4 protein-coding genes and 4 tRNA genes are annotated in these 2,708 nt (G+C 46.1%); 7 read left to right on the top strand and 1 reads right to left on the bottom strand.

Features of this window, described 5'->3' with window-relative positions; all coding sequences use genetic code 11:
- Positions 1-69: 69 nt before the first annotated feature.
- The 5 genes from IJ369_RS09650 to IJ369_RS09630 all read left to right on the top strand — a co-directional run bounded on the left by IJ369_RS09650 (position 70) and on the right by IJ369_RS09630 (position 748).
- Positions 70-145: transfer RNA gene (locus IJ369_RS09650), tRNA-Trp, on the top strand.
- Positions 146-175: 30 nt separating this feature from the next.
- Positions 176-249, top strand: a tRNA-Asp gene (locus IJ369_RS09645).
- Between the two features lie 6 nt (positions 250-255).
- Positions 256-328 (top strand) — tRNA-Val (locus tag IJ369_RS09640).
- A gap of 33 nt (positions 329-361) precedes the next feature.
- Positions 362-433 (top strand) — tRNA-Glu (locus IJ369_RS09635).
- A gap of 135 nt (positions 434-568) precedes the next feature.
- Complete coding sequence (locus tag IJ369_RS09630) at positions 569-748, top strand: DUF6472 family protein (RefSeq protein WP_290718515.1); 180 nt, start codon at positions 569-571, stop codon at positions 746-748.
- Positions 749-847: 99 nt separating this feature from the next.
- On the opposite strand, the gene IJ369_RS09625 is transcribed toward IJ369_RS09630, so the two are convergent.
- A complete protein-coding gene (locus tag IJ369_RS09625; protein WP_290718514.1) occupies positions 848-1,423 on the bottom strand; it encodes a hypothetical protein in 576 nt (191 codons plus the stop codon).
- 136 nt (positions 1,424-1,559) lie between these two features.
- Between IJ369_RS09625 and IJ369_RS09620 the strand changes: the two genes are divergently transcribed.
- Both IJ369_RS09620 and IJ369_RS09615 read left to right on the top strand, forming a co-directional pair.
- Positions 1,560-2,105, top strand: coding sequence for a stalk domain-containing protein (locus tag IJ369_RS09620; RefSeq protein WP_290718512.1), 546 nt, complete (start codon positions 1,560-1,562; stop codon positions 2,103-2,105).
- A 96-nt stretch (positions 2,106-2,201) separates the two neighbouring features.
- The coding region (locus tag IJ369_RS09615) for a 1-phosphofructokinase family hexose kinase (protein WP_290718510.1) at positions 2,202-2,708 on the top strand (507 nt) is incomplete at its 3' end.

Genomic DNA, 2,708 nt, shown 5'->3' with positions numbered 1-2,708 from the left:
TTCGATTTAAATTTGAAACTTGTGTTCAGTTTTGAATGTGTAATCCTACTAAGTGGGAGGCCGTTATACAGTGGTATAGTTCAGCTGGTAGAGCGTTGTTATCCAAAACCAAATGTCGAGGGTTCGAATCCTTCTGCCCCTGCCATTTTTTAAAAAACGACTCATAGTCTTATATGGCTCAGTAGCTCAGTTGGTTAGAGCGCCGGCCTGTCACGCCGGAGGTCGTGGGTTCGAGCCCCATCTGAGTCGTTTTGTGGAAGTTTAGCTCAGCTGGGAGAGCATCTGCCTTACAAGCAGAGGGTCACAGGTTCGAGCCCTGTAACTTCCACTTTTTTTTACCAGAGAAAACTCTGGTAATCCTGGTCCGTTGGTCAAGGGGTTAAGACACCGCCCTTTCACGGCGGTAACGCGGGTTCGAATCCCGCACGGATCATGAAAAAGCTCTTCTGGAAACGGAAGAGCTTCTTTTTTTGCAAAATAGTTGGCGATGCCAACTGCCAGCAACAACGCAAAGCGTTGCGCCATGAAAGGAAAAGCGATATAATAATATGCAGGAAGAGGTGATACGATGCAGTCTAATTGTGAGACCTGTATGTATTTTGGATATGACGAAGAATTTGAAGAATATTACTGTGAAGTGAATCTGGATGAGGACGAAATGGAAAAATTCCTGACGGATTCTTTCAATGGTGGATGCCCCTACTATCGCCTGGAGGATGAATATAAAACAGTGCGGAAACAGATGTAAGCCGCCCCGAAGGGGGCAAAGCTGCCAAATGGCAGCGAATACTCTGATAAAAGCAAAAAAGAAAGCCGAAGCAATGAAATTTGCCTCGGCTTTTGTTATTTATTTCCGCTCAAATGTTACGGCATATGCGCCTAAAACTTGTTCACAGGGAATGGCTGCAGCATTTTCGGGAGTAAGTTCCTGTTTTTCATACACATGCTGTTGTTCTGCGGGAATGGCAGGAATGGATTTTCCATCGGTACTGACACCGTGGGCATCGGTTTCGGCAAATTTCCATTGGAATTTGCAATTGCAGTATTCTTTATTCTGTTCAATTTTTTCTGCGGGGACAAAATCATCTCCAAAAAAACAGCCATCGTTATCCTTTTCCGCGGGGCAGCCGCCAATAGTGCCGAGGCCTGTGTATGTGATATCAAGAAAAGAACTACGGAAGGTGGTGGAGGTTCCGTTTTTTTCATAGGAAAGGCTGTCCCAGTGAGCGATATTCAGCCAACCACGTTTGCCAAAGCCTTCTACAGGTGTATTCAATTCCAAATACACAGTTTTCTGTTTCTCTGTGCGGATCTCTGTATTGATGCGGAGCACAGGTCTGAGAGATATAAAACCTTCCGGCAGCATAGCGCGCAGACGATCCTGTTCCACGCGATATGCCATAACAAATTGTTCGATTTTCATAAAACTGCTCCTTTTTTATTTTTGCAATGTAGAAACTTGGAGATGCTGAAGGGCATCTCTTGCAAATGAAAGCATTGTTTGCTACAATGATTGTATCGAGGATGAGGACAAATGTCTATAAAAAGGAGGCTTTCCTATGAAAAAATTAGCGGCATTGATTTTAACAGGCATTATGACGCTGGGCTGTTTCAGCACGGCTTTTGCGGCGGAAACGAAGGTGACTGTAAACGGCAAACCTGTCGTTTTCACGGATGCAAAGCCTTTTGTGGATGAAAATGGCAGAACGATGGTTCCCTTAAGACCCATTGCTGATGCTATGGGCTTGCAGGTGGGCTGGATACAGGAACAGCAGATGGCGATTTTTGGTGCGGAACTTCCTTTGGATTTTTTCTTTGATTACTTTGACTTTGAATCTGCCCATAATATTACAAAAGAGGGACTTGTGAAGGTCGTTGAAAATGTATATTTCACTATGGGCGAAGAAAGAGTAGTTGCTACATTTGATGCATTTTATGAAAATGATAAAGTAGAAGCAGATTCTGCTGAAGACTACATGGATACGGTTCCTGTGGTGAAAGACGGCAGAACCTACGCTCCCGCCCGTTATCTGGCGGAAGCTTTCGGCTATGACGTGGGCTGGGACGGCGCAACCTCTACAGTGACTATCGTTGACAACAGATAAAAATAACCAAACAAAGGCTTGGGGCATTTACCCTGAGCCTTTCTTGATATTCCCGAAAAAACGGGATATACTAAATTCAATTTACGAAACGGAGGGATGGATTTGATTTACACACTGACAGTGAATCCTTCGGTGGATTATGTGGTGCAGATGGATGAATTTCGCCCGGGAATGGTGAATCGTGCCACGGGAGAGGCGGTCTTTTCCGGTGGGAAAGGCATCAATGTCGCCATCATCCTGCAGAATCTGGGGGTAAATAACCGCGCCCTGGGCTTTCTGGCGGGCTTCACGGGGGATTTTATTGATGCAGACCTGAAGGAGCAGGGATGCAAGACGGACTTCGTGCGTCTGGCGAAAGGCTTTACTCGCATCAATGTGAAGCTGAAAGGGCAGGAGGAAAGCGAGATCAACGGCGGTGGCCCTGCGGTGGATCAGGCTGCCATGGAGCAGCTTTTCGAAAAGATCAATACCCTGCAGAAGGGGGATATGCTCATTATTTCCGGCAGCGTGCCTCCATCTTTGCCCAGGGATTTTTATGAAAAGATTTTAGACCTGCTGGAAGGCAGGGGCATTTACACAGTGGTAGACGCCACGGGGGAAGTG

It is taken from the genome of Anaerotignum sp., from assembly GCF_017483025.1.
Taxonomy (GTDB): domain Bacteria; phylum Bacillota; class Clostridia; order Lachnospirales; family Anaerotignaceae; genus Anaerotignum_A.
The sequence above is the reverse complement of the archived record's forward strand: the minus strand, read 5'-3'. Positions and strand labels throughout refer to the sequence as shown.